At 42.4% G+C, this 26,101-nt stretch carries 20 protein-coding genes and 1 tRNA gene; 2 read left to right on the forward strand and 19 right to left on the reverse strand.

The features are described from left to right. Positions 1-60 precede the first annotated feature (60 nt). Positions 61-1,368: a ribosome biogenesis GTPase Der gene (gene der, locus K339_RS0103315; RefSeq protein WP_028522341.1), complete on the reverse strand. Its 1,308-nt coding sequence runs from the start codon at positions 1,366-1,368 to the stop codon at positions 61-63. A gap of 93 nt (positions 1,369-1,461) precedes the next feature. Continuing rightward, the gene (gene era / locus K339_RS0103320; protein ID WP_037299138.1) at positions 1,462-2,385 is read right to left on the reverse strand and encodes a GTPase Era; all 924 of its coding nucleotides are present in this window, start codon (positions 2,383-2,385) and stop codon (positions 1,462-1,464) included. A gap of 130 nt (positions 2,386-2,515) precedes the next feature. Here era and K339_RS0103325 point away from each other — a divergent pair. Next, a tRNA-Met gene (locus K339_RS0103325) sits at positions 2,516-2,588 on the forward strand. 77 nt (positions 2,589-2,665) lie between these two features. Here the strand turns inward: K339_RS0103325 and K339_RS0103330 are convergent. The 15 genes from K339_RS0103330 to murD all read right to left on the reverse strand — a co-directional run bounded on the left by K339_RS0103330 (position 2,666) and on the right by murD (position 21,577). Then, the gene (locus tag K339_RS0103330; RefSeq protein WP_051397781.1) at positions 2,666-3,199 is read right to left on the reverse strand and encodes a histidine phosphatase family protein; all 534 of its coding nucleotides are present in this window, start codon (positions 3,197-3,199) and stop codon (positions 2,666-2,668) included. A gap of 22 nt (positions 3,200-3,221) precedes the next feature. Then, entirely contained in the window at positions 3,222-5,024 is a 1,803-nt protein-coding gene (locus K339_RS0103335) for a tetratricopeptide repeat protein (protein ID WP_229598687.1), read from the reverse strand. A gap of 595 nt (positions 5,025-5,619) precedes the next feature. After that, positions 5,620-7,281 carry an Ig-like domain-containing domain gene (locus K339_RS0103340; protein ID WP_157607460.1) on the reverse strand — a complete coding sequence of 554 codons (1,662 nt, stop codon included), beginning with the start codon at positions 7,279-7,281 and terminating at the stop codon, positions 5,620-5,622. 154 nt (positions 7,282-7,435) lie between these two features. Next, complete coding sequence (gene mnmG, locus K339_RS0103345) at positions 7,436-9,298, reverse strand: tRNA uridine-5-carboxymethylaminomethyl(34) synthesis enzyme MnmG (RefSeq protein ID WP_028522346.1); 1,863 nt, start codon at positions 9,296-9,298, stop codon at positions 7,436-7,438. A gap of 97 nt (positions 9,299-9,395) precedes the next feature. Beyond that, on the reverse strand, positions 9,396-9,821 hold the full coding sequence (ybeY, locus tag K339_RS0103350) for an rRNA maturation RNase YbeY (RefSeq protein WP_028522347.1): 426 nt from the start codon (positions 9,819-9,821) through the stop codon (positions 9,396-9,398). A 255-nt stretch (positions 9,822-10,076) separates the two neighbouring features. Next, a complete protein-coding gene (locus K339_RS0103355) occupies positions 10,077-11,048 on the reverse strand; it encodes a radical SAM protein (RefSeq protein ID WP_028522348.1) in 972 nt (323 codons plus the stop codon). Between the two features lie 52 nt (positions 11,049-11,100). Next, entirely contained in the window at positions 11,101-11,943 is an 843-nt protein-coding gene (gene accD / locus K339_RS0103360; RefSeq protein WP_028522349.1) for an acetyl-CoA carboxylase, carboxyltransferase subunit beta, read from the reverse strand. Positions 11,944-12,066: 123 nt separating this feature from the next. Continuing rightward, positions 12,067-12,774: a DNA alkylation repair protein gene (locus tag K339_RS0103365; protein WP_028522350.1), complete on the reverse strand. Its 708-nt coding sequence runs from the start codon at positions 12,772-12,774 to the stop codon at positions 12,067-12,069. Between the two features lies 1 nt (position 12,775). Next, positions 12,776-14,302, reverse strand: a complete 1,527-nt coding sequence (ftsZ, locus tag K339_RS32460; RefSeq protein WP_051397784.1) for a cell division protein FtsZ — start codon at positions 14,300-14,302, stop codon at positions 12,776-12,778. 46 nt (positions 14,303-14,348) lie between these two features. After that, complete coding sequence (ftsA, locus tag K339_RS32465) at positions 14,349-15,713, reverse strand: cell division protein FtsA (RefSeq protein ID WP_051397785.1); 1,365 nt, start codon at positions 15,711-15,713, stop codon at positions 14,349-14,351. A gap of 69 nt (positions 15,714-15,782) precedes the next feature. Further along, entirely contained in the window at positions 15,783-16,547 is a 765-nt protein-coding gene (locus tag K339_RS0103380) for a cell division protein FtsQ/DivIB (RefSeq protein WP_028522351.1), read from the reverse strand. Between the two features lie 5 nt (positions 16,548-16,552). Continuing rightward, positions 16,553-17,935, reverse strand: a complete 1,383-nt coding sequence (murC, locus tag K339_RS0103385; RefSeq protein WP_028522352.1) for a UDP-N-acetylmuramate--L-alanine ligase — start codon at positions 17,933-17,935, stop codon at positions 16,553-16,555. Position 17,936: 1 nt separating this feature from the next. Further along, the gene (murG, locus tag K339_RS0103390) at positions 17,937-19,028 is read right to left on the reverse strand and encodes an undecaprenyldiphospho-muramoylpentapeptide beta-N-acetylglucosaminyltransferase (protein WP_028522353.1); all 1,092 of its coding nucleotides are present in this window, start codon (positions 19,026-19,028) and stop codon (positions 17,937-17,939) included. A gap of 8 nt (positions 19,029-19,036) precedes the next feature. Continuing rightward, entirely contained in the window at positions 19,037-20,206 is a 1,170-nt protein-coding gene (locus K339_RS0103395) for an FtsW/RodA/SpoVE family cell cycle protein (protein ID WP_084332096.1), read from the reverse strand. 15 nt (positions 20,207-20,221) lie between these two features. Then, positions 20,222-21,577, reverse strand: coding sequence for a UDP-N-acetylmuramoyl-L-alanine--D-glutamate ligase (murD, locus tag K339_RS0103400; protein WP_028522355.1), 1,356 nt, complete (start codon positions 21,575-21,577; stop codon positions 20,222-20,224). A gap of 113 nt (positions 21,578-21,690) precedes the next feature. Here murD and K339_RS0103405 point away from each other — a divergent pair, with 113 nt between their 5' ends. Next, positions 21,691-22,500, forward strand: a complete 810-nt coding sequence (locus K339_RS0103405) for a cyclase family protein (protein WP_229598688.1) — start codon at positions 21,691-21,693, stop codon at positions 22,498-22,500. Here K339_RS0103405 and K339_RS0103410 read toward each other — a convergent pair whose 3' ends face one another. Both K339_RS0103410 and K339_RS0103415 read right to left on the reverse strand, forming a co-directional pair. Then, positions 22,501-24,006 carry a c-type cytochrome domain-containing protein gene (locus tag K339_RS0103410; protein WP_028522357.1) on the reverse strand — a complete coding sequence of 502 codons (1,506 nt, stop codon included), beginning with the start codon at positions 24,004-24,006 and terminating at the stop codon, positions 22,501-22,503. Then, on the reverse strand, positions 24,003-25,991 hold the full coding sequence (locus K339_RS0103415; RefSeq protein ID WP_028522358.1) for an alpha-amylase family protein: 1,989 nt from the start codon (positions 25,989-25,991) through the stop codon (positions 24,003-24,005). The genes K339_RS0103410 and K339_RS0103415 overlap by 4 nt, the downstream gene beginning before the upstream one ends. Positions 25,992-26,101 lie beyond the last annotated feature (110 nt).

Genomic DNA, 26,101 nt, shown 5'->3' on the forward strand with positions numbered 1-26,101 from the left:
ACAGTCGATGGTATTGCATTTATACCTACAAACTGTTGACTATCGACCATGGACTAAACCTTATTTATCACGGAAGAATATTGTAATCGGAACTCCCTCAAAATCAAAGTTTTCGCGCATTCTATTTTCCAAATATCGGATATACGATTCTTTGATGTATTTCGGGTGATTTGTGAAGAAAACAAAGGTTGGTGACGGCGTTGGCAATTGAATCATGTACTTGATTTTGATGTGCTTACCACGATGTGCTGGTGGCGGATAACGCTCAATCTCCGCTTGCATTACTTCATTCAACTTAGAAGTCGTGATTTTCTTCGTTTTGTTTTCATAGACCTCCATCACCTTTTCCATCACCTGGAAAATCCGCTGCTTTTCATGAACTGACGCAAAAATGATGGGCATGTAATCCATCGGCGCCAATCGTTCAATCATCTCTTTACGGAGTTTGTCTGCTGTTTTTGAGTCTTTCTCCATCAAATCCCACTTATTGACCATCACCACAATGCCTTTTTTGGCTTTGTGTGCCATTCCAATAATATGAAGATCTTGGGCTTCTAAACCACGCGAAGCATCTAACATCACAAGCACGACGTCCGAATCTTCCATGGCTTTCACCGAACGCAGCGTTGAATAAAACTCAATGGCCTCTTTCACCCGTGATTTGCGACGAATACCTGCCGTGTCAATCAAGATAAAATCTTTACCGTAGGCTTTATAACGCGTGTTGATGGCATCACGGGTAGTTCCAGCAATGTCGGTCACAATACTTCGCTCTTTGCCCGTTAGAACATTCAAAAACGACGATTTTCCTACATTGGGGCGGCCAAGGATTGAGATTTTAGGAATGCCTGCATCAGGATCTTCAATCCCTGCGTTTTTGAAATTTTTCACCACTTGGTCGAGCAAATCGCCCGTTCCAAAACCTGTTTGCGACGAAACAGCGTAAGGCTCTCCAAGACCCAGTTCGTAAAATTCGGCAGCAGCCATTTCACGGTCACGGGTTTCGGCCTTATTAACAACCAGATACACTGGCTTTTTCGACTTACGTACCACATTTGCAAACTCTTTGTCTAGGTCAGTTAGCCCTGTCATGCTATCAACCATAAACAAAATCACGTCGGCTTCGTCCATTGCGATTTCAACTTGTTCACGAATGGCACCTTCAAAGACATCTTCCGAACCCACTACGTATCCACCAGTATCAATAACTGTAAAATACTGTTCTGTCCAAAATGAATTGCCGTAATGACGGTCGCGGGTCACCCCACTTTGGTCATCCATGATGGCTTGCCGTTGTTGAATCAACCTGTTAAACAGCGTTGATTTGCCCACGTTTGGGCGTCCTACTATTGCTACTATATTTGACATTGAAAAAAGTGTAAAATGTTGGTAATCAAGGCTCGGGTCAAACTATACCCCCTTTCGCACATTCGCTTGAGATGTGCCTACAGCCTTTTTCCCTTAGTTATCGTATCCAAACTGTTTCAAGCGTTGAATTTTGTTTCGCCAGTCGGGTTCTACTTTTACGTATTGTTCTAAGAACACCTTTTTACCAAAAAACTGTTCCATATCCTCCCGCGCTTGGGTTCCTATCTTTTTTAACATGGCGCCTTTGTCGCCGATGATGATTCCTTTTTGACTAGCACGTTCCACCAAAATTACCGCCCGAATCACGATGATTTCCTTTTTCTCCTTAAACTCCTCAATCATTACCTCCGTACTGTAGGGAATTTCTTTTTTGTAGTTCAAAAACACTTTTTCTCGAATGATTTCCGAGGCAAAAAAGCGTTCTGGCTTGTCGGTAAGCTCATCTTTTGGGAAATACGGTGGGTGTATCGGCAAATACTCCATGATGGCCGTAAACAGCTTATCAATACCTTCCTGCTGCAAAGCCGATAGCGTCACGATAGCTGCCGTAAATAGCTTTTCTTTCCAATAGGCTATTTTTTCTTGAACTTGTTCTTCCGTAGCTAAGTCAATCTTATTGATGACTAAAATTAGGGCGCCTTCCGTTCTTGAAAGTTGTTCTAGTACTTCACTTTCGTCGTGTTTTTCAAAAATATCAGTGACAAACAAAACGATGTCAGCATCTTCCAACGAGCCTTTCACAAACTCCATCATTGATTCATGAAGTTTGTATTGGGGTTTTATGATGCCTGGGGTATCCGAATAAACCAACTGAAATTCGGTTTCTTCGTGAACTCCATTCAAAATCCCCATGATACGGTGTCGGGTTGTTTGCGCTTTTGACGTAATAATAGAAAGCTTTTCTCCGACCAAAACGTTCATTAGCGTCGATTTTCCTACGTTAGGTTTTCCAACAATACTAATAAACCCTGCCCGATGGTTGGGATTGTTATACACCTCTTTATCTTCAATAATCATTGTTTTCGTATTAATACACCTAGCCCCTCTACGTATGCCAGAGGGGCTAGGTGTCGATAAAAAAAATATTTTTTTTGCAAAGATAGTTGTTTTTTTGAAAATAGCTCTTACCTTTGCAGTCCCATTATATCGCGGGATAGAGCAGTTGGTAGCTCGTCGGGCTCATAACCCGGAGGTCACAGGTTCGAGTCCTGTTCCCGCTACAAAATAAAAGTGCAACAAGTTGGTCATCAATCTGTTGCACTTTTTTGTTTTTCTACGGTGGACGGATTCGGGGACGTTATGGCAACGTCTGTGCCCCGTATGTTTTTTCTTCCAGAGTTTTTCGACTACCTCCTACCCTTTTTTTAATCGTAATCACAAACAAATTATCGTAATCCGACGATTCTATTTTTGTTTTTGTAGGTGTTACGCCAAATCCCCTGACAATTTCTAATACCGTGTCACTGTGGCCTACAATTACTACATTTTGCTTGCCTATTTTTTCTACAGTTTTTACAATCACTTCGGTCGGATGTGGTTCATACACCTCGTAACTTTTTCCTGTAACATCACAAAGTACTTGTGCCGTCTGTCGGTTTCGTTGGTATTTTGTTCCAAAAATTCGGTCAATGTTTTTGTTTTTTAAGCTATCTGCCAATGCCTGCGCCCGTTGTAAGCCCGCGCTAGACAACGGTGTATCTGCACTTTGATCGAGCCGCTCGGCGTGTCGGACTACGTATATTTTTGAGGTATAGCAAGCCGACAAACTCAGCCATAAAACCACGATTAACAAACTATTTATTTTCCCTAACTTATTCACGTTTGTACGCATTATTGTGGATAACTGTTGATTATTAAAGGTTGTCCCCCCGCAATTGTCTAAATCGTTTTCGTGCATTAGCCGCGTAAATACTCGCTGGATACTTTTCAAGCAATTTTTGATACAATTCCATTGATTTGTCTTTGTCCTTGAGTCGATTTTGGTACAAATCGGCCATCATGTAAAGTGCATCATCGCCAAGAATGTCCATTGCATACTTATCCACAATTACTTGTAAGTTTTCCACTGCTTTTACATTATCCCCCATTTTGGCGTAGGTTTTTGCTTTAAGCCACAAAATTTCATCGGCGAGTGTATGGTCTTTGTATTTTTTCAACATCTCGTCTAAGCGCCCTAGCGCAAGCTCTGGTTGATTCTGATACAAAAGCAGGTCAATCGACGCATATTCCTTCATCGCGTCTTCTGACGTATCTAAACCCGTATTATCTTGAATTAATAGACTCAATGAGCCAGCGTCGTTGGCAATCTCTCGCGATGTAGCCATTTTCAGGATGTCCAGCAAGGCTTTCGATAATTCAAAATCACCCGTATAATAAAATTGTCGTGCATTTCTAAGTTTGGCCTCATACCCTAGTGGGGTTTCTTTTTGTGACTTTTCCACTTGCGAGTACAGCAATGTGGATTCCCAAGGTTCATTTTTCAACAAATAAATATCACCCAAGTCTAATTTACATTTGTCGATAAAATCACTTTCAGCACGTCCAATTTTAACGGCGTCTTGAAGTACCACAATGGCCGAGTCTTTGTCATCCATGTAAAACGCGTAAAGATTGGCCATGCTGCGCATTGCTTCCAAGGTGCGGTTGTTTTGTCCCAACTCCGATAATAATTTTCGATAATCATCAATCAGTTTACGCACACTTGGTTTTTCAATCGGAAACGTATTCTTCACTTGTTCTTCTCTGGCCACAATCACCATACGGCGTGCATAGGGATACAACTGCCCCTGTGGGTATTCTTTGATCAGATAATCGAATGATTGAATTGCTGCGTTGTAATCTTTGTTTTGCAACGCCAAGTTTCCTAGGTCAAAAACTTTTGTTCCGTTGTATTTGAGTCTTCTATCTAGCGCTCTTTCTTGGATGAATGCTTTTCCGAATTGTTTTTTCTGGGAAAAAAACCAAATCAGCATTTCAGCATAGAAAGTTTCATTGGGATGCCGCTGGATTTTTTCATACAATACCTTCTCAAATTTCGCTTGGTCTTTTTCTTCTTTGAGAAAATCCTGCAAATAGTTTTGAATCACTTCTTTGTTTTGAATGGCCAGCCCAAGACTCAGCAATTCTTCAATCATTTGTTCGGTCTTTCCCGTTTGGGCATACAATGACGCCAGCTCCATTTTGAAAATAGTTTCGTTGCCCGCCGCAGCACGGCCCTTCAGTAGAGCCCCTATCGCCGCTTCTGTGTTGTCTATTTCCCGAAACTCATCAGAGAGTTCTTTATACGCATTGATGTCCTTAGAAGGCACTTGTGCTAGGCTTTCGTCATATTTCTGCATTGCTTGGGGCATCTGTCCCGTTTGTTCGAGCATTCTTCCCCAATAGAGCGTATATAAATAGCCAAACCGAGCGTCCGATTTTTGCTGGCGTTTGAAAAACTTTTCAGCTTCTTCAAAATCCTTCAATTTAATAGAACAGCTGACATACCTTCTCAGATAAATCTTGTTGAAGTCTTTGCGTAATATTTTTTGATAAAGCGCCACGACTTTATCACACTCTCCTTTTTGAAAATAGGCATCCGCTAAGTCAGCATCGCTTTGGGCATAAGCCACACTGGTCATTAACAACAAGCCTAGCCCCACGAGTAGTATCCACACCCGATTTGGGGTTATACACACTTTTTCTTTTCCCATTATAAAAACAATAAATATTAATTTTTAAAACTATTAAAGTTAATTAAGGCCGGGGATAAGTGGAAAACAAAACTATTCACAAGTTTTCCACTTTATTCTAAAACGCTATTGTGAATAAAATATAAGGTTATCCACTTGTTTTTATTTTTTTCCACAACTGAAATTACTGTTTTTCAAGCAAATAAACAATTGTTCACATTTTGTCGTGGATTGTGGATAGTCTTATCAACGATGTGGATGATTATTTGTCCACAAAATTCAGTGTGAAAAACACCTTGAAATGATGTGCAAAACCTGTGTAGATTCCCACACAGTGGATGTGGACAAATAATTCTCCACAATTCAAAAAGGTTATCGACACCCTTATCCCCGGGTTATCCACTAAATTGTGTGAATGAAAACAGTTATCCACAATGTTGTTAACATTTTTTCCGCCAAATGTTCTTTTTTGTGAAAATGACGTTTCACAGATTAAAACCTACCTACGCTTATTTTGAGTATGTACAAAAAATGCGCCTCTTGGCGCATTAGCTTTTCCACACCGTATGTGAATTGTGAATTATTTTGTGGATAAGTCTATATCTATGCCACTCAAGACAAAATTTTTCTTGACTTTGATGGTATCAGGATAAAAAAGAATGGGTTCGGCCAATTTTCGGGTTTTAAAATCGCCTGCATCCCATTTCCCATTCTGATTTTCATCTACGATGATTCGAATATTATATAGGGCTGGCTTTAAGTAACTGAATTGGAATGATGGTTTGGTGGATGTTTTGACGACCTCAAATTTCTCGTCCAATAACTCTATAATAAAAGGTTGCTTGGCTCCTTTAATTTCTCCTTCTAACATTCCATAGTCTTCTTCATCCATGATGGGAAGTTTAAATATCCGTTCTGGAATGGTGTCGTTTTCAACACTAAAAAAAGTGCTTTTGGGAAGGACAACCTTCAACAACTTACGGGCTGAAATTTGGTGTGTAAGGGTGAGGATGGTTTTATTATTTTCCCATGTATAATCGCTAGAAAGTAGTTGTTCGGTTTTGAGACTATCACTTACCAACTGAATTTGGTTCAACCTAGCTTCTGCTAAGGGTTTATTGAATGTGAGCTTTAAGGTAAATAATCGAGGTTCGATAGGGTCATTGTCCTGGTGACTGGCTTTCATATCAAACGGTTCTTTATTGCTATCACTATTTTTCCCTGCGTTGCGGGCTTCTCGAAATTTGATTTTTTGAACGTGTTCAAACATAATTCCTACCGAGTCTCTAATCATAATTTTTGCCACTAATGTGTCTTTCCTATTCTTGGTATTGAAGAATTTTAACTCGCTTGGGCCGTTCTGTAGGTAGGGAATAGTGTCGTTTGGATTATCAAACTTTACCTTATAATCCACAAACCCCTTGTCGTAATTGATAGAATAATAATTGGTTCTTGGGATGGTTCCCTTCACTTTTGCGGGGGTAGTATTGGCAAAAAACAGCTTGAGGGAAGCGCCTGAGAATTGCGTAGAATCTTTGATTACGAGGCTATCCCTTAAATAAGTGATTCTCTCCGTCTTCAAATTGTAGGTAAATGAACGGTTTTTATCATCGAAAGCCACAAGACGATAGAGGTTGGACTGAATATTTTCGATGCTAAACCTACCCGAACTATCCGACCGTGTAAAATACATGGGCTTCATTTTTTCGATATTGAGCGTATCCGAATGTGGGTATAGTCCAACCAAGACATCAATCATGGGCTTGTTGGTAAGCACGTCTTTCACCTCTCCCCTAACGAGTGCAGAGTCGATTCCAATGCCTGTACTAAATACAAGTCGTAAATTTTTGGCAGGATTTTTTTCGCTAAAATCTTTGATTGCATCGCCAAATGAAAACGAATATGTCTTGGCTGAATCCAGTGATTTCTTAAATACAAGACGAACGCTCGTTGGTTTTGCTTTGTACTCATACTCGCCTGGGTCGGGTGTAATCAATAATTTTTGCTGTAGATTCTCAGCTACGATGTACTCGTCAAATTCAAGTTCAATGATTTTTCCTTTGTAGTTGGTTTGCTTATTTTCAGGAATACTCTTTATCAACTTTGGCGGAATTGTATCTCGTTTTCCTCCCGTTGGAGAAATGGGTTGGGAGCAACCCAGTAGTAATAAGTAAAAAGCAGCAGTCAGCAGACTGTAAATGCAAAGTGTATTTACTAACTGTTTTATGTTGAAGGAACTCATGTGTTGGGCGAAATTTTTAACAAAAATAAAAAGGGCTTTTGTTAGCCCTTGCAAATTAACATCTTTTAAAATGAGTTTATTGTTTGATGACTTTCTACCAAAAGAAAAGGGAACTTTCAAAGTTCCCCTTTTCTTTTGGTAATCAATAAAAAAATTAGCGTCCTATGTGGATTAATAAAACCGAAACATCCGAAGGGCTAACTCCGCTGATTCTGGAGGCTTGCCCCAAGGTGTGCGGTCGAATGGTTTTTAGCTTATGTCGTCCTTCAAAAGAAAGTGCAGGGACTTTGTCATAATCGAAATTAGGAATGATTTCGAGGTCTTCCAGCTTGTTCATTTTTTCGACCATTAATCTTTCCTTCTCAATGTAGCTTTCGTATTTTACTTTTATCATGGCCTGTTCTGCTGACTCTTCGTTAAAACCATTTAAAAATGTGGCGAACGTTTCACTGAGTATTTTGATGTCTTCGATTTCTACATCAGGCCGTTTTAACAATTGATACAGGGGTTGTTTTTCTCGAATTGGGGACGTACCTATCTCTGCCAAAATCGGATTTACTTCATTGGGCGTCACTTTTACTTTTTGAAGTTCTTCTAAAATTACGTCTGTATTGGCAATTTTTTCTTGTACACGTACTAAGCGTTCTTCACTGGCCAATCCTATTTTATACCCTAATGCCGTGAGTCGAATATCGGCATTGTCTTGGCGGAGTAAAGTACGGTACTCTGCCCTAGAAGTAAACATTCGATAAGGTTCTTCCGTCCCTTTGTTTACGAGGTCATCAATCAATACGCCAATATATGCTTCGGATCTTTTTAAAATAAAAGCATCTAATTCGTGCGCATTTTGGTGCGCATTGATTCCTGCAATGAGTCCTTGGCAAGCTGCTTCCTCGTACCCTGTCGTTCCGTTGATTTGACCTGCAAAGAATAAATTACCAACCAAGTGAGTTTCTAGGGTGAGTTTTAGCTGGGTTGGTGGGAAATAATCATACTCAATGGCGTACCCTGGTCGGAACATTTTTGCGTTTTCAAAACCTGGTATAAGTCGAATTGCTTTGTATTGAATATCCTCTGGAAGTGATGTTGAAAAACCGTTGATATACATTTCTACGGTTGACCAGCCTTCGGGTTCTACAAAAATTTGGTGGCTATCTTTGTCCGCAAAACGATTGATTTTGTCTTCTACTGACGGACAATAACGGGGCCCAAGCCCTTTAATTCGCCCCGTGAACATGGGCGATTTATCGAAGCCAGTTTTTAAAACGTCGTGTACTTTTTCATTGGTATAGGTAATCCAGCAGCTTCTTTGGTGGGTAAGTGGTGGCGTTTCTGTGTAAGAAAACTTGCTTGGGATTTCATCACCTGGCTGTTCTTCCATCTTTGTATAGTCTAGTGAACGACCGTCTATGCGAGGTGGCGTCCCTGTTTTCATTCGCCCAGCCTCGAATCCCAATTGGATAAGTTGTTCGGTTATTCCAGTAGCAGCCTTCTCCCCTACCCTACCTCCTCCAAATTGTTTTTCACCAATATGGATTAATCCGTTTAAGAATGTGCCGTTGGTTAGCACCACTGACTTGGCGGTAATTTCCACACCGAGTGAAGTTTTTACTCCAACAGCTCTGTTATCTTTTACAATAATTTCTTTCGCTGTGTCTTGCCAAATATCCACGTTTGTGGTTTGTTCCAATGTCATTCGCCATTCTTCTGCAAAACGCATTCGGTCACTTTGGCACCTAGGCGACCACATTGCGGGACCTTTTGAGCGATTCAACATTCGGAATTGAATCATTGTTTTATCACTAATGATTCCTGACTGTCCTCCGAGTGCATCAATTTCTCGTACAATTTGCCCTTTTGCGACGCCGCCCATTGCTGGGTTACACGACATCTGGGCAATCGTGTGCATATTCATTGTGATGAGTAAAACGTGGGAGCCCATGTTTGCCGCCGCTGCCGCCGCCTCACAACCTGCGTGCCCCGCTCCTACTACAATCACGTCGTATTCTGGAAACATAAAGTTTTTGTTTAATTAATCAAATGTCGTGAAAATGTGCTGTTTTGTGGAAAATTTAAAAATGTTTCACATGAAACATTTTTGTGAAGAACCACATTTATGACTTCGGAAAGGTAGCAATGTATGTATCTTCCTTTTGTCTCATTACTAATTCATCTTCATCTTCGTGGTCGTCATATCCCACTAAATGAAGAACACCATGAGCAAGTACCCTTAACAATTCTTCTTTAAAAGTTTTTGATAATTGTTCGGCATTCTCTTTTACCCGGTCGATGCTGATAAAAATATCCCCTTCGACAATCCCTTCTATTTCTTCTGAATTATCAAAAGTGATAATATCTGTATAAAAATCATGATTAAGGTATTGCTGATTTACGCTGAGTAAGTATTCGTCAGAACAAAAAATGTAATTTAATTGGTTCAGTTCAAACCCTTCGGACTCAATGATGTCTTTGAGCCACGTCTTTGTTTTACGCGGATTAGGAATTTTAAAATCCACGTCTTCGTTGAAAAATTGAATCATTGGGAGGATTGAATATTGGTCGTAGTTCTACTAAAATATGCCCGATAATAAACGGATTTTGCCTGTAAATTACTGAAAACCAGGGTATTTTATTGCTGGAATGGCTGGTTTTCCTAGACACTTGGACGAAATTGGATGTCTAAAATGGGATGCTAAAACACTAAAAAAGTAGAGTAAAAGTGGTCTTACGTCCTCTAAATTAATGAGTTAGCTTCTAATAACACAAGGCAAAATTAAGGAAGAATAAGGGAAGTATCAAAAGAGTTGTTTCCACGTCCCTTTTATTCTGTTGTATTTGAGGGTACTTGGAAGCGCTTTCCACCAATATTTATTGATGGTCACGGCAAATGATGGTTGCATGTAACAATTGATGGCACAACCCTCGCAAGCTGGAAGACGGCCTTCTAGTGCGATTAGCTTTTGAACTTCGTCTGAGAGGTATAGCTCATATAAATTATTCTCAATCGCAAATTCTTTCAGCCCTAAATGATAACAGGGTAATACTAGTTTGTTTTCAGGTGAAATGACGATGGTGGTACTACCTGCAAGGCAAATGGGGGAATCTGTGTGGTTTCCGCCATCAAGACGTAACTGAATGAAGGCATCATTGAGATAGACATTGCTTTTTTTTCCCCACTGCCTAAGCTGCTGTAATGCCGCTGGAGAGAGCTGGGAGCCCACTTTGTTATACTCAAAGACGGGATTTAGGATAAGTACAAGGCCGTGAGGTTTGCATATTTCTTGCCAAACCTTTTCTATCTGGTGAATATTCGACTCAAAAACGGTAAAAAGTATGTCTGGACGCTCTCCCAACGACTTCGCGAGTTGGATAGATTCCATGACTTTGTCGAAACATTTTACTCCTCTGGATAAATCATGTTCTTCTCGCTCAGGAGAATCAAGAGAAAAATGAAGCATGTCAACAAACCCCCGAAGGCGATTGGCATATTTAGGGTAAAGCAAACAGTTGGTCGTAATGGTAGTCAAAAGCCCCAGCCGTTTACATTCCTTTAGCAGCTCGTCAAGCTGACGATGTAATAATGGTTCGCCCCCTGTGAAATCAACAACTTTCACCCCTAACCGCTTTAGGGCAGCCAGATTGGCTTTGGCTTCATCGAGGGTTATGTACGGAGAAGGTCGCTCCCAAATGTCACAAAAACTACAAGCGGCGTTACAGCGATACGTCACATAGTAATTACATAAGACAGGGTGGGATACAAGACGCATAGTGAATAAAAAAACTTTCTGGAAAGTATGATGCTTTCCAGAAAGTGGGAATTTATTGAAGCATTCGTAGTAAACTCGCAAGCTTATCTTTTAAGTCTTTGCGATCGACGATAAAATCTAGGAAGCCATGTTCTAAGACAAATTCTGCACTTTGAAAACCTTTGGGTAGGTCTTTACCAATGGTTTCGCGAATAACACGCGGTCCTGCAAACCCAATAAGTGCGCCAGGTTCGGCAATATTAAAATCACCTAACATAGCATAGGATGCCGTAACACCACCAGTGGTGGGATCCGTAAGTAAAGATATATACGGAATTCTTGCTTCCGACAAGAGTGCAAGTTTGGCCGAAGTTTTAGCCATTTGCATTAACGAATAGCCTGCTTCCATCATTCGTGCGCCACCAGAGCGAGAAATCATCAAAAACGGCATTTTATTTTGCAATGCGTGGTCAATTCCTCTGGCTATCTTCTCTCCTACTACCGAGCCCATAGACCCACCAATAAAGTTGAAATCCATGCAACTTACAACAATGTCGAGTTCATCCATTTTACCATAAGCGGTACGGACGGCATCTTTTAGTCCTGTTTTCTTTACGGTGTCACGAATACGATCGGGATACTTCTTTGTATCTTCAAAACTGAGAGGATCTCCCGATAGCATATTGGCATCAAGTTCGGTGTATTCTGCATTGTCAAAAAGAACAGAGAAATATGCTTCCGAACCAATTTTTTCGTGATAATTACATTTTACGCACGTATAAGCATTGACTTTATGTTCGCGAGTGTGCATAACATGCTTGCAGCTAGGGCACTGATACCAAAGCCCATCAGGAGCTTCGCGTTTCATTTCGGTGGGCGTCTGGATGCCCCTTTCTTTTCTAGTAAACCAAGACATGAGTTAGATTCGAGTTTTGATTTGTGTACTTTGAGTTTAGATAAGACGCTGATAATCAAACTCAATAGCGTTTTGAGCCTTTTAAAGGCCGCGCCAAAGATACATAAGAAATCAATCTATGTGTCAAAGTGATAGATAATACTTGCGTTTTGACTCAGGAAAACGTTCAATGGCGTACCGTAATGCGGTTCGAGGCATTTGTTTGGTATGGGTGTCTAAAAACTCTTCCAAGACGAGTTCATCACGTTTTCCTACCTCGCGCAACATCCACCCAACTGCTTTGTGGATAAGGTCGTGAGAATGAGTCAATAGAAGTTCTGCGATACGCAAGGTGTCACTAAATTGATTGTGTTTGATAAAATACCAAGTAGAGACCATTGCCACGCGTTGCGCCCAAAGATGAGGGCGTTGCGCCAAGTCATCCAGAATGCTGCGGTCTTGTTTTAGTAAGTAAGCGCCAACAATATCGCGGCAGGTGACATCTACCAAATCCCAATTGTTGATGTAATCAAGGTGCGTAAGGTAGAAATCAAAAATTTGCTTCTGAGCAGCGGGGTCTTTTTTTGATTTTTGAAAATGCTTCATTAAGCCAATCAAAGAGGCCATTCTAATTTCGTGGTAAGGGCTAATAAGTAGCGCTTGCCATTCTCGAATAGTCAGGTAGGAATATTTTGCAACCACAGACCGTATTTCGGGCATGGTAATGCCTAAAAACAAATCTCCTTCTCCATATTGGCCTTTTCCTGTTTTAAAAAAGCGCGAAAGAAAGGCAGCCTTTTCGGGGCTGCCTAGGGAGTATAAATCTTTTTGAATGGAATCAATTCCTGTCATCTTATCTTTTGTGCTTGTCTAAAAGAATTTGGATAAACACATCGCCAGGTGAATTTGGTTTCTGGAATAAAACCACGTTTTGACGCAAGAAGGCAGGTTTGTCGAGTTCTTTCTCCGAATATTTTCCGTACGAAATATCGTGTACAAGACGGCGTAAAATCTCTGGGTCTTCTTGTGGTTCCTCGGGTGTTTTTTCAACTGGAGTTTGTGGCGGTGTCACTGGCTCCTCAAAAACAGGTTTTGGAGGCGGTGGTACTTCTACTTTTGGCGGTTCTTGTACAGGTTTTGTTACCTCAATTTTTGCCTCAGTTACCTCTGGTTTTTGCGGAGAAACGGAAATTGGCGAATTGCTAGTGGTAGCAGTCGATTGTCTAGGATTATACTCTGCTTTCCGCTCTGGAGCAGGTGTAGGTGGCAAAGTGTTGTTTCTTTGGAGGGTGTCAGAAACCGATGGTAGTTGAACTGGCTCTTTTCGCTGCTTTACACTTGTGTCATAATTAAACGGCAAGTGAGAGTCTTCAAAACCCGCCGCAATGACTGTCACCAACAACTGATCACCAAGGGCATCATCAAAAATAATACCCACTTTACACATATCTGCTTCGTCTCCGATGAGTCCTTCGATGTAATCAGTGATAATCATTTGCTCATCAAGCGTGGCCATGTGTTCTTCTTGCGTACTTGAAGCAAGCGTCACAAGGATACGTTTGGCACCACGAATATCGCGGTTGTTGAGAAGCGGTGAGTTAAGCGCCGCCTCAATCGCCAATTCAGCCCGATGCTCGCCCGATGAAACCGCCGAACTCATCACAGACGTACCTGCACCTTGAAGTACTTTTTTGACGTCCATAAAATCGGAGTTGACACTTCCGTGGACGGTGATAATTTCTGCAATACTTTTTACAGCGTTTGAAAGGACGTTATCAGCGTGCTCATAAGCACGAAGAATCGGTAATTTTCCGTATAGTTTAGCCAATTCGTCGTTGAGAATGACCAGCACCGTGTCGCAATGCTCTTTGAGGGCATTGATACCATCAATGGCTTGATTTTTCTTAATACGGCCTTCGTGGCTATAGGGAGCTGTCACAACCGCAACAGTTAACATCCCCATTTCTTTGGCAACCTTTGCAATGACAGGAGCAGCACCAGTTCCTGTTCCTCCCCCCATACCAGCAGTAATAAATACCATTTGGGTAGGAGGTTGCATCAATTGACGAATATATTCAATACTTTCTTCAGCAGCACTGCGGCCAGTAGAAGAGTCCGTTCCTGCCCCTAAGCCTTTGAGGCTATCGGCTCCCAATTGAATTTTGTTATTGATAGGACTACGCATCAACGCCTGCTTGTCGGTATTACATACCACAAACACCACATCTTTGATGCCTTTTTTATACATGTGGTTGACGGCATTGCTACCTCCCCCTCCTACACCAATTACCTTGATGATAGGGGCATCGTCTAAGTGGGTTGACTCTTCCATAACAAACTCGTAGTCGTGCTCAAAAACGTTTTTTCGTGCAAAAACCATATTTTCTTAAAAATAAACAAACTAGGTAGGGATATTTTGGCCTTTATTAATAATCGTCGTGTCCTTTGATGTCATCTTGGGTAAGACCTTTCCAAATAAAGGTACTAATTTCTTTGATGGTTGATTCCTGAGACGTGCTTTTACGAAAACCAGGGATAGACCAACTGCTGCTTGGTTTTTTTTGCTCTGGCTCAGGGGTAGCCGTTGTTTTTTCGATTCGTTTATCGAGTGGTTTTACACTAGACCAGGCCAAACCTAAGGCTGTTGTGTAAGACGGGTCGGTGATAAGCGAATCGAGTGCGCTATTGCTTCGCTCGAGGTTCTTGGGCGTGCCAATCTGAACGTACATTCCTGTGATTTCCCGAAAAATGCTCTCAATCCCCTTAATTTTTGACGTTCCTCCCGTCAAGATGATACCTGCACGTAATTTGTGCTCATATCCTGCTTTTTTGATTTCAGACAGTACCAAAGCCGCGATTTCACGCAATCGCGCCCGGGCAATCAAGACGACATTGCGGGCCACAATTTCAATGGGCGGAATACCTTCGGCAGTTGGAATCACCAACAAGGTGTTTAGTGAGCAGTTTTTTGGGTCGGTTTCACCTAGGAAAATTTTGGCTTCTTCAGCGCTTTCGTGGGTAAGATGACAACCCTCGCGAATATCGTTCGTGATATGATTACCCCCAAAAGGCAACACCACAGTATGACATAATAACCCATCATGATAAATGGCAATGTCGGTGGTTCCGCCGCCAATATCAACCAGTACAACCCCTAGGCTTTTGTGATCTTCGGAAAGAATAGCCAAGCCAGAAGCCAGTGGAGAAGCTGAAAAACCATCTTCTTCATTGACCGAAAGGTTCGCTTTTTGTAGCGAATCTTTGATTTGGTGCAACGCCGATTTTTTTGCGGTAATGATTTTAAAATCACCACTTAATTTAAGTCCAGTATGCCCAACAGGGTCAATAATTTCGTGCTGTTCTCCAACCGAAAACTTGAGAGGAAGCAAGTGAATGATTTGATTTGTGTCAGAATCAAACGTTTGCTGCATGGTTTCAAACAATGATTTCACATCTCTTCCTTGCACACCAACGGCATGGCAGGCCACTGAGCCTGTTTCCGATGTTGTTGCTAAGTGTGTCCCACTTACATTGACAGAGGCGAATAGGTTATGAGATAACAAATCAATGCGATCCGCTTTTTTTGCTGCCATTTCAAGCGCTTGACGAATGGCTTCTTTGGTTTTGATGGGGTTATTGATGTTCCCACGGTGAACACCTTCATTGCGGGCTGAGCCCATCCCTATCACCTGAAGCATCGTATGGTTACTTAGCTTTTTTGGTTTTGCTAAAACCGCAGCTACTTTGGTGCTACCAATGTCTATTCCTAAATAAATTTCGTGTTCTGACATGATGTGCTAAGGCTTTAATAAAAACTTATGATATGTATTATTGATAGGTTGGTGATGAATAGAAAAGGATTATTCACACACTATCTGATTTTTAAATTTTACACTTACTCGACGGTATTTTTCCCAACCACTGATGGGGAGGATGGTTTTGTAAAAGACCTTTAACTTCTCAAATTTGACGTCTGCGTCCTCTGGAAAACCAAAATCAATTTGGTGTTGTCCCACTTGGGGGGTTAATGTTAGTTCTCCGTCTTCTGCCACAATGACTTCGGTCACTTGAGACTTCCAAAAAGAATTTTGCTGTAGCTGTTTTAAAAAATCTATCAGCTGTTCTCCTTTGGGAGATTTGATGGCTTTGGTATTTTTAAAAAAATCTCCCGAAAGAATAACCGTACGAGCGGCGAATCGTCCAGAAAGAGGAATAATATCCCCAGATTCCGTTAAGTACCCCCCAGATTCGGCCGTTATTGGCTGAGTTGCTTCGTTAAAGCTACCCATTATTCGTCCGATGGGGCGTTGTTGTTCGATTGCTACGACCAAATTTCCAGATAAATCCCGAAAAACATCACATTTTTTTATCAAACGGTTTTTTAAGACTCTTTTTTCGAGCCCTTTAAAGTTAATATCCGAAAAATTCATCCCCTCAACTACATCAACTCCTTTCACTGTGAGTAGGTCTTTGATGTCTTGTTCGCTAAAAAATGGATACTCTGCTTTGTTATCGAGCTTCACCACGACACTTTTACATCGTTTGTTATTTTGTTGATACTCAACGTAAAAAAATAATGAGCCAACTACTAATACCCCTAAAATGATCCAAATCCAGCGTTTCATGGTCGTTAAGTTGTTTGCAACACGTCTTTGATGGGTAAAATGTACCGATCAATATCCCCTGCCCCAATGGTTGTTACAACATCACATCTTTGTTGTTTAAGTACATCTATTAACTCCGACTTCAAACATTGTACTTTGTCACATGTTATCTTTTGGAATATTAAATCGGAACTTACCCCTTCGATTGGTAGCTCCCGAGCGGGATAAATATCCAATAAGATAACACGGTCTGCCAACGATAAACTTTCGGCAAATTCGTCGGCAAAATCACGCGTACGGCTAAATAAGTGTGGTTGAAAAATAGCCGTTACGTGCCGATCTGGATAAAGCGCCTTGGCTGATGTCAAAAATGCTTTTACCTCTGCTGGGTGATGGGCATAGTCATCAATTAAGACTTTGGTGTCGGTTTTAAGATAATATTCAAAACGGCGTTTTACACCGCCAAACGACGCGATGGCTGCACGAATTTGGTCGTCCGAAAGACCTATTTCCAAACCTACGGCGATGGCAGCAATGGCATTTTCAACGTTGTGAAAACCAGGAACTTTGAGCGTTAGGTCTTTGATGATTCCGTTTGGATGGACAGCATCAAAGAGGAAACAAGCATTTTCGATACGCACGTTTTCGGCGTGGTAGTCGCCTTCGTCGATAGAATACTCAAAAACCTTGGCTTGGGTCTTTTCGGCTAATTGTAGCCCTTTGCGCATAAACAAGCGCCCTTGGGGTTTTATCTGACTTACGTAAGCCGAAAATGAAGCGAGTACCGAGTCGTGAGTGCCATAAATATCTAAATGGTCGGCATCAGTGGAGGTAACTATCGCAATTTCGGGAAAAAGGGTCAAAAAAGACCGATCAAATTCGTCGGCTTCGACAACACATGGTACATTTTTTAATTCATCTGTTGGTTCATTTAGCAACATATTGGTACCATAATTTTGCGTGATTCCACCCAAAAAAGCGGCACAATTGATGCCCGAATGCCGCAAAATATGCGCTGTCATGGAAGAGGTCGTCGTTTTTCCGTGGGTTCCCGCTACCCCAATCGTAAACATTCCACCCGCGATTAAACCCAAAACCTGAGAACGCTTTTGAAGGATAAACCCATGCTGTTTAAAATAATTATACTCCGAATGATCGGCTGGGATAGCAGGGGTAAATACGACCAATGTTTGAGCGGGGTCCTTCAAAAAATCCGCAGAAATGTGCGCAATATCGTCGTCGAAATGAACCGAAATTCCTTCTTTTTCCAAGGTGTCGGTGAGGGCAGTCGCAGTGCGGTCATAGCCAGCTACTGCAAAGCCGTTGATGTTGAACCAACGCGCCAATGCACTCATCCCAATGCCTCCGATGCCAAGAAAGTAGATATATTTGAAATGTTGAATATTCATCTTAAATCAGACTTAGTACGGTTTCTGCAATTTCTTTTGCCGCGTTAGGTTTCGCTAGTTTTTTGATGTTTTTACTTAATTCTTGTTGTTTATCGACATCCTGTAACAACCGCAACGTGGTTTGAACAAGTTCGTCTTTGGCGTTTTTGTCCTTCACCAAAAGTGCCGCGTTTTGTTCTACCAAGCTCATCGCATTTTTGGTTTGATGGTCTTCGGATGCGTAAGGGAAAGGAACCAAAATAGCTGGTTTTTCAACCAAACATAACTCAGATACCGACAATGCGCCAGCCCTAGATACCACTACGTCGGCAAGGGCATAGGCCAAGTCCATTTCATAGATAAAATCAAAAGCCCGAGCATAGGGCGTTTTTAGAGCCTCTACTGCCGCTTTTGCACGTTCTGCATAAGGCTTGCCTGTTTGCCAAAGCACTTGGTAGCCCGAATCTATAATCATTTTCAGGCCAGCTTCGATGCTTTCATTGATGGTTTTTGCTCCCAAACTCCCACCAATGACGAGTAATGTCTTGTGGTTAGGTTGCAACCCAAAACGCTCATAGGCTAATTCGCGTTTATTGGTACTATTTACTATGTCGTTCCTGACGGGATTGCCTGTTAGTTTGAGCTTATTTTTTGGAAAAAAAGCCTCCATGTTGGGGTACGCTACACAAATGGCTTTGGCACGTTTTGCCAAGAGTTTATTGGTAATTCCTGCGTATGAATTTTGTTCCTGAATAAGCGTCGGAATGCCCATCAAGGAAGCAACCATTAACAATGGCCCACTGGCAAAGCCTCCCACGCCAATGGCAATGTCGGGCTGAAAGCTTTTGATAATGCTTCTGGCTTTCAACAAACTACGCGTTAGTTTGAAAGGAAACGAAAGATTATCGGCCGAAAGCTCACGTTTTATCCCCGAAATAGGCAGGCCAATGATTTCATAACCTGCTTTGGGTACTTTTTCCATCTCCATTTTCCCCAATGCTCCCACAAACAAAATCTGAATGGAAGGATCAATGGCTTTTAAGGAATTGGCAATGGCGATGGCAGGGTAAATATGCCCTCCAGTACCTCCTCCGCTTATGATTACTTTCTTCATAGGTTTTCTTAAATAGTACTTTCGTCTGTTTCACCTCTGCTTACACTGAGGATGATTCCGACCGAGATACAGGTAAAGAATACAGATGTTCCTCCCATACTGAGAAGAGGTAGTGGTTGGCCAGTAACTGGGAAAGCCCCTACAGCGACAGCCATATTAGTAAATGCTTGTAAACCAATACTTAATGTGAGCCCTGCGGACAATAGCCCGCCGAAGGCTCGATTGGTACCTCCAATATTTTGGACGCCCCTCACAAGTAAAATTGCGTAGAGAAACATGATAAAAACCCCTCCGACAAGACCATATTCTTCGATGATAATGGCATAAATAAAATCGGAATAAGCTTGGGTAAGGTAATTGCGCTGGTGACTGTTGCCAAGTCCTTGGCCGAAAGTTCCGCCGTTGGCAATGGCAATAAACCCTTGTTTTGCTTGGTATTCGTCATTGTCGAGGAAACGCTCAATACGTCCAATCGCTGTTTCAAGTCGTTGACCAGCCACAAGTCCGAGTCCACCAGTGAGGCCGATGGCAACAATCATAGCCATTAGGTATTTACCAGGAACTCGTCCGATATAGAACATTAAAAAACAAGATAGTCCAAGCAATACGGCGGTAGAGGTACTGGTAAGGGCGATGAAAAAACAAATAATGCCTACCCACAAAATCATTTTACCAAATACCTGCCAACTGTATTCAACGCGCTGGCGTTTGGCGAGCATCGCAGCGAGGTTCGCAATAAGGGCTAAACGGGCAAAATCGGCTGGCTGAACAGTAAAACCTGTCCCAGGAATGGCCAACCAACGCGTCGCGCCGTTGATGGTAACCCCTGCTACTTTTACTAAAATCAACAAAGGAATAGAAATGAGAAGTGCCGCTCGTGAAAGACGAGAAAAGTAGGTGTAATTGACGCGGTGAACCCACCACATCACAAACAGCCCCATGCTGGTATAAAAAATGTGTTTGAATAAAAATGCCTCTGGATAACCACCTCCACGTTGATACGCGAGTGTACCCGTAGCGCTGTAAACAATCAATAAGCTCACAAGCGACAAAATGGCAACAATGACCCAAATGACGACGTCGCCTTTGAGGTTTCTACTCAACCAATTTTTGATATTGTCCCAATGCTCTAATGTAGAAGGGCGAATCGTCCCCGTGTTCATCTCGTTCTTGTTCATCTTTCTAAATGTGAGTTAGGAAATAAAACTTCGTACAGTCGCTTTGAACTGTTCACCACGGTCTTCGTAGTTGTTGAACAAATCAAAACTAGCGCATGCTGGAGATAGAAGGGCGACGTCATTTGGTTGACCAAACGACAGCGCGTACTGTACCGCTTCTTTAACGTCCTGTGTCTCAATGACTACGGGGACAATAGAAGCGAAAAACGAGAGAAGTTTGCTGTTATCTTTGCCCAGACAGATAAGGGCTTTTACTTTTTGGCGTACCAAAGGTTCGATTTGGGTATAATCGTTGCCTTTGTCAAGTCCGCCAGCTATCCAAATTATAGGGGTATCAAAGCTATTTAACGCATAAAAAACGGAATCGACGTTGGTGGCTTTCGAATCATTAACGAAACTGATTCCGTTGATTTCGGCTACGGGTTCCAAGCGGTGGGCCGCATTTTGGAATGTCAGCAATCCATTCTTGATTTGCTCATCGGTCAATCCTACTGCCATAGACGCCAAGGTTGCGGCCATCGCGTTTATAGCATTGTGAGGTCCTTTGATGGGCAACTCGTTTGCGTTTATATCAAAAGTACGTGTATTGCGAGTGAGATGCAAAATTCCTTCCTGAAAAAAACCGCCATTCTTTTCTTTTTTCAAGAAAGAAATAGGTAAGTGGTTGACATTGAATGATTTCTTGCCAAGTTCGAGGGCAATAGGTTCGTTGTCAATGAAATAAATAAAATCGTCGCTTGCTTGGAGATTTTGTAATAAACGAAATTTGGAATCGACGTACTTTTGGAAAGTATATTCGTAACGGTCGAGATGATCGGGCGTAATGTTGAGTAAAACCGCGACATCAGCTTTGAACTCGTACATATTGTCCAACTGAAAGCTGCTAAGTTCGAGCACAAACCAGTCGAAGGTATCGTCGATGACTTGTTTGGCGAAACTCTCACCGATATTTCCAGCTAATCCAACATTGATGCCTGCTGATTTAAGAAGGTGATAAATCAATAAAGTCGTTGTTGTTTTACCATTGCTGCCCGTAATCGCAATTTTTTTCGCTTTTGTATAACGTGATGCAAACTCAATTTCAGAAATAACGGGTGTGCCTTGTTCATATAATTTTTTAATCAACGGCACTTTGTCAGGAATACCTGGACTTTTTATCACTTCTTTTGCCGAAAGAATAATAGTTTCGGTATGTTTGCCTTCTTCAAATGGTATATTATTTGCAGCTAGAATACCCCGATATTCCTCGGTAAGGGAGCCCTTATCCGATAAAAATACGTCAAAACCTTTGGCTTGAGCCAATAAGGCCGCGCCAACGCCACTTTCGCCGCCACCTAAGACGACGATTCTGAACGAATCTTGGGGGTTCATCAATAAAAATGTAAGAGGTAAAGCAAAGAATGAAAACTCAACCCAAATTAAGGCTTTTTTATAGGAAATTGCAAAGAAATAAAAACGACTAATCTTTAAAAAAAACCTTAAATATGCTTAATATCGAACCCGAAAAAAACACGTTTCTCACTGATATGCCACGAATTATAGACCTTTCCAAACCAATTCGCTTTAATGCCGAAGACCCTTGGTTTATGCGGGTAAAAATTAAACATAAACCTCATAAAGCCGCTCGGTGGCTGATTCGCTTTCTCGGTTTACCTTTCCGACTGTTCCCCAAGGATTTTGTCGGCTGGGCAGATGACACTATTAAACATATGGGAGTTCACGCGACCACGCACCTTGATGCGCCTTGGCATTATTACCCAACTGTGGCTGGACAGCCTGCCAAAACCATTGATGAAATACCATTGGAATGGTGCTACGGCGACGGCGTGGTTATTGATATGACTCACAAAGCAGATTTTGATATCATTACATTGCAGGATATACAAGAATATCTAACTACGAAAGATATTTCTTTGCAGGCAGGTATGATTGTACTCATCCAAACAGGGCGCGATAAATTCAATGGAACAAAGCAATTTGCGGACGTAGGAACGGGTATGAGCAAAGAGGCGACCGAATGGCTTATTGACCAAGGAATCAAAGTAATGGGTATTGACCAATGGGGTTGGGATTTACCCATGCGCTACATGATTCAAAAAGCGAAAGAATCGGGCAATCGTGATTTGTTTTGGCAAGCGCACCTAGTGGGACGAGAAAAGGAATACTGTCACATCGAACAACTGGTCAACCTAGGCGCATTGCCGCCAACGGGCTTTAAAGTGTGTGTATTTCCGCTTAAAATTGTGGGGGCATCGGCCGCCCCCGCGCGTGTTGTGGCAATTTTAAACGAATAATTATTTTTTCTTGACTTCCTCGGGTTTGGGAGCGCTTTGACCCACCTTGACAAACTCAGCAATTTGTTGCTCGGTAATACCTGTGGTGATTTCTAAAGCAGCATTGGCTTGTTTCAAAGCGCTCACGCCTGCTTCAGTTACGTTGGTTTTCCAAAGGTGAAGGCTGGTCAATTTTTTAGCAGCTGCGAGTTCTTTAAGTCCTTGGCCGGTGATTTTTGTACCCACTAAATTGAGGTACGTTAGACGAGGTAAGTCCTTGATTTTTTGGAGTAAAGCGTCTGAAATAGCTGTATTTTCAAGATGTAATTTTTGTAAATTTTTGAGTTGGCTGAGGATGCTTGCAGCTTGGTCGGTGATACGAGTATTGTTTAGTTTTAACCAAACGATTTGTTCGCTAAGAGGTTCCAAAAGTGCAAGTTGGCTATCTGTTAGGGTACTAGCATTGACGGCGTTGATGTCTAACAAATGGCTGCCTGTGGCAATGGGAGTAGCCAAAACGCCTACTTTTTTGAGGGCTTCGATGTCGTTGGCATTGGGAGCGGAGACATTAAGAGAGGCTAATTCATCTTTTTGGCTAGAAGTAGATGCGCTACCTTCGGCAGACTGTGGTTTGCTGAGGGCTGCCAACGCGGGTTTAACGGCATCGGTTGTTTTGAGTTCTGCCACTTTTTTGTCCACGGGCGCTCCTTGGTCAATCCACCAAGATAAAATAGCCACTTGCCCTTCCGAAAGTTGGGTTTTTCCTTTGGGTGGCATGTGATTTTCGTCTTCTAGTGGGAGCAAACAGCGCTTAATGAGTTCACTTTCTTCGGATTTTCCTGCAATAAAAGCGGGACCATTTTCTCCCCCTTTTTTCAATAATTCTATTTCATCCATTCGCAAATCGCCCTTGGATTTTTTTGCGTTGTGGCACTGAACACACCTTGTTTTTAGAATAGGGTTGACGATGTCTTGATAAACCAAGGCATTGTTGACGTCGGCAATGGGCTTAATTTCATCGCTCCTTTTTTCAGTTTTGGGTTCCATGCCCGCCCACGCCCGAAAGGGTTCGGGTGTTTCTTGGGTGAGATAGCCCTCCCCGTGCGTAAGAGAACCGCCATGATGCCCTGCGACCATTGTAAAAAGACCGCCTATTGCCAAGGCAGGAAGGTACAAAAGCCCACCCAATTTGAAATTTTGAAACAACAAATCGGTCTTAGAAACCCACGCAATCCACGAAGCAACGGCCACCCAAATCCCTTGCCATTTGTGTTCTTCGAGCAGTTCGGTTTCATAACCTCCTCCCAAAGACAACAAATAGCCCGCAATGCACGATGCCGTAGCTCCAATGGCTGACCAAAACAAAATAAACGAAATCGTCGAGTCTTTTACTTCTACCTTATTGGTCAAGCGTCCCAGTTCGAGCAGCCCCGCTAGGAGTAAAAATCCAATGGGTAAGTGTACCAATACAGGGTGAAAACGTCCAATAAAGGCGGCCCAATCGGAAGAAGCTTGTAACAAAATCATGGTTTGATGGCGACGATGGAGTGAATGTCTAATTTGCTTATGGTAAAGGTAATTTCTCCGTTTTTATACGCAAACGGAATCGGCTTATTTTCAGGTTGAAGCATGACTTGTTTGGGGCGAACGGGCGCTTTTACGGTTATTTTTAAGTTTGATAACGAAGGAATTTCGTCACTGGCATGGATGGCTTTGTTGGCATGGTTTCCTGCCATATTGATGAGGTTTACGTAAGTAGTTCCTTGTTTTTGGTTGAGTGCCACATTCACGTACTTTGAGCCACTCACGGTTACTTGGGGTTGAAACAATTGTTTGGCCAATGTACCTAAAAAGTCTCTTCCGACGTAGGTTTCGCGCTTAAAATGTTGTTCTCCAAAATTAAAATAAATGCCCGCGATTTTCCCCTTTCCAAAAGAAGTGATGGAAGCAACAGGGCCTTCCCCAAAACGGAGGTCGCCTCCCGAAAACCATTGACCAAACGTCTGAGTACCCGAAAGTGGTTCAAAAGGCCGAAACGTAGCTTTGGTACCCGTCAGAAGTTGGCCAAATCCCCAATTGGAAATGGTTTGGGTGGAAGCACCAAGACGAACGCCTAATGGAACTTCAAACAATTTGACGGTTTCACTGCCAATAACGAGCAAATTTCCGCCTTGGCGCACGTACTCGATTAACTCATCTTTGAGGGTTTCGTCGATTTTTTTCCATTCAGGAATGACGATAAGCGGATAGGCTTGCGTACGACCACGGAGGTGATGTTCTTGCAAAATTTCGGTGGGCAATTGGCTGTACAATAGCGCATTGAGGGTGCCAATCATGGGTTGCTGTTTGCCATCGCCAGTGTTGTAAACGGTCGTTAGCTGACTTTTGTACCCCACATTGGAGTAAAGCAAGGCTACTTGCGGGATGGGCTTGGTTTGCTGGGTAAAAGGCTGCCGTTGGCGGCAAAACTTCGCCAAGTCGCTCATGGTTTGGTACGAAAAAGTAGGCAAACTTCCGTCGCGTTCTTGGGTCCAGTAGGCTTGAAAACCACCTCCCATTGAAATCACTTGGGCGGCTTCCTGCGAAAGTTGAATGGCGTTTTTGGGTGATTTTACTTGGTCTTCCCATCCGTACCCAAAACTCCACGACATCAAGTCCCATGGTTTGCCCTGAGGTGCCAAACAACGCGCCTGAAAAGCCGATTGGTTGGCTCCGTTGAGGGGTTCGGTATCGCCCGATAAAAAATCGACGTTTATATCGACCTTTTCGGGCATCATGGCCGAAAAAGACCAATTGCTTGCTACCTGAAAACGAGGGTTGTAAGCGTGGAGGGCATCGGTATATTTGCGGACGTACCGACGAAAGGCATCGCGGTGAAATTCCAACCACTTGTCGTAATGAGGGTCGGTTTTTTTTCGGGGAATGTCTTGGATGCCTGTGATAAACCGAAATTCGTCGATCGCAGCTTGGCAATAATCGGGATTGGTTGCCCAGCAGTCGCCATCGACCCATACGCCGTTGACGCCATAATCGCTAATTTCTTTCAACTGTGGAATGAGTAAACTATCGGCGTAAGCGCTCCAGAGCGAGGCTTTTTGGCGGTCTGGTTTGCCTTCTGAATCAATCCGCGACCAATTGGGATGGTATTTAACAGCTTCGTCGTCCCACACACCTGAGTAATGAACGTATAACGCTACGCCTCGACGTAGGGTAACTTCTCGAAAGAGTTTTAAAATATCTTTTTCGACCCGCTTGGGAGGGTTTCCTACCTTGGTTGGATAACTCGTAACCCCTGAGTGCCCCTTGCAATCTACTTGAATAAAATCGGGCTTCACTTTTGTTAAAAGTGAATCTATCATCTTGTCGGTGAGGGTTTTACCGATGAGAGTGTCTTGCAAAGTCGCATGAAAATCAAAATGCAAGCCGAAATAACTTTCGGCGCGGCGCAAAGGCGTTTGGCCAAGGGCGGCACACGAAAAAAGCCCGAATAGTACAGCGTATAATTGTTTCATTAGAAAGGAAATTTATTACCCATACTACCAAAGACAAGGAGTAGGCTATTCTCTTGTTTTGCAACTCAAAGTCATTTTTGGACATGCTTCATTGGGGGCTTATTAAGATT

The organism is Runella limosa DSM 17973 (genome assembly GCF_000482465.1).
GTDB lineage: Bacteria > Bacteroidota > Bacteroidia > Cytophagales > Spirosomataceae > Runella > Runella limosa.

Coding starts and splice junctions, on each gene's coding strand:
- der (WP_028522341.1), bottom strand. CDS start 1,368: ATGTCAAATATAGTAGCAATAGTAGGACGCCCAAACGTGGGCAAATCA.
- era (WP_037299138.1), bottom strand. CDS start 2,385: ATGATTATTGAAGATAAAGAGGTGTATAACAATCCCAACCATCGGGCA.
- K339_RS0103330 (WP_051397781.1), bottom strand. CDS start 3,199: ATGCGTACAAACGTGAATAAGTTAGGGAAAATAAATAGTTTGTTAATC.
- K339_RS0103340 (WP_157607460.1), bottom strand. CDS start 7,281: ATGAGTTCCTTCAACATAAAACAGTTAGTAAATACACTTTGCATTTAC.
- mnmG (WP_028522346.1), bottom strand. CDS start 9,298: ATGTTTCCAGAATACGACGTGATTGTAGTAGGAGCGGGGCACGCAGGT.
- ybeY (WP_028522347.1), bottom strand. CDS start 9,821: ATGATTCAATTTTTCAACGAAGACGTGGATTTTAAAATTCCTAATCCG.
- K339_RS0103355 (WP_028522348.1), bottom strand. CDS start 11,048: ATGCGTCTTGTATCCCACCCTGTCTTATGTAATTACTATGTGACGTAT.
- accD (WP_028522349.1), bottom strand. CDS start 11,943: ATGTCTTGGTTTACTAGAAAAGAAAGGGGCATCCAGACGCCCACCGAA.
- K339_RS0103365 (WP_028522350.1), bottom strand. CDS start 12,774: ATGACAGGAATTGATTCCATTCAAAAAGATTTATACTCCCTAGGCAGC.
- ftsZ (WP_051397784.1), bottom strand. CDS start 14,302: ATGGTTTTTGCACGAAAAAACGTTTTTGAGCACGACTACGAGTTTGTT.
- ftsA (WP_051397785.1), bottom strand. CDS start 15,713: ATGTCAGAACACGAAATTTATTTAGGAATAGACATTGGTAGCACCAAA.
- K339_RS0103380 (WP_028522351.1), bottom strand. CDS start 16,547: ATGAAACGCTGGATTTGGATCATTTTAGGGGTATTAGTAGTTGGCTCA.
- murC (WP_028522352.1), bottom strand. CDS start 17,935: ATGAATATTCAACATTTCAAATATATCTACTTTCTTGGCATCGGAGGC.
- murG (WP_028522353.1), bottom strand. CDS start 19,028: ATGAAGAAAGTAATCATAAGCGGAGGAGGTACTGGAGGGCATATTTAC.
- K339_RS0103395 (WP_084332096.1), bottom strand. CDS start 20,206: ATGAACAAGAACGAGATGAACACGGGGACGATTCGCCCTTCTACATTA.
- murD (WP_028522355.1), bottom strand. CDS start 21,577: ATGAACCCCCAAGATTCGTTCAGAATCGTCGTCTTAGGTGGCGGCGAA.
- K339_RS0103405 (WP_229598688.1), top strand. CDS start 21,691: ATGCTTAATATCGAACCCGAAAAAAACACGTTTCTCACTGATATGCCA.
- K339_RS0103410 (WP_028522357.1), bottom strand. CDS start 24,006: ATGATTTTGTTACAAGCTTCTTCCGATTGGGCCGCCTTTATTGGACGT.
- K339_RS0103415 (WP_028522358.1), bottom strand. CDS start 25,991: ATGAAACAATTATACGCTGTACTATTCGGGCTTTTTTCGTGTGCCGCC.